Consider the following 916-nt stretch of genomic DNA (forward strand, 5'->3'; position numbering starts at 1 on the left):
TACGGAGCGGCAGAAATATCAGTTCCCGTATAAAAAAATTGGGACAGCGCCATTCAGCTGGAGTGTGAACAGGGCTCTATCTTAAATTAAGGCATTATTTGTCTGGACAATGGGGTCCACTATAATCTGACAGTGCTTTCAAGTTTGGAATGACCAAGTAAAAGTTGAACAGCTCGCAAATTTTTCGTTCTCCGATACACAAGTGTAGCTTTGGTTCGCCGCATAGTATGTGTTCCATAGGCCGCTGGGTTGAGGCCAATAGACTTTACCCAGTGTTCGACAATACGAGCATATTGCCTTGTTGATAGATGGGGCGAATTATGAATTCGACTAGGGAACAGATAATGATCAGATTTGAGCTTGGCTTGGTTGATCCACGCTTCAAGCGAATTTCTGGTCTGTTCTGTTATCTCGAACTGAACAGGACGATGCGTTTTCTGTTGCATGATAATGGCCCGCGATGACACGCGGTTACTTTGAGCTACATCGTTGATTCGAAGTGTCACCAGATCGCAGCCGCGCAACTTGCTATCAATGGATAAGTTGAACAACGCCAACTCACGAGTGTTCTTAGTCATCTGTAAACGAATACGAATTTCCCAAATCTCTTTCAATTTGAGCGGTGATTTCTGACCAATCAATTTTCCCTTGTTCCATGGGACTTGCTGGTTATTTTGATCATTGGTATCTTGCTTCATGACAAACTCCTAAAACTTAGGTTAAGGAGTCTTATTGTCATGCTGTTTCCAGTAAGCAGTCTGTGACTAATGGGCGTAAACCGGCCAGGAGTGTCCGGCGTCAACTATCCTGTCCGGGTGACGACAATTACCTTGGCCGGTTTTAGTTAAAAAATTTTGATTATTTTTTTAAGCTCTGTTTTTTTCGATAACTTTCTCCTTCTATTTCAATAATGGTT

The 916-nt window shown here is 42.6% G+C and carries 1 protein-coding gene; it reads right to left on the bottom strand.

Annotated features, from left to right (window positions below; all coding sequences use genetic code 11):
• Nucleotides 1-119 precede the first annotated feature (119 nt).
• Nucleotides 120-698: a tyrosine-type recombinase/integrase gene (locus RW114_RS20740; protein ID WP_340124622.1), complete on the bottom strand. Its 579-nt coding sequence runs from the start codon at nt 696-698 to the stop codon at nt 120-122.
• Nucleotides 699-916: the final 218 nt, after the last annotated feature.

Source organism: Methylobacter svalbardensis, from assembly GCF_037671525.1.
Classification (GTDB): Bacteria; Pseudomonadota; Gammaproteobacteria; order Methylococcales; family Methylomonadaceae; genus Methylobacter_A; species Methylobacter_A svalbardensis.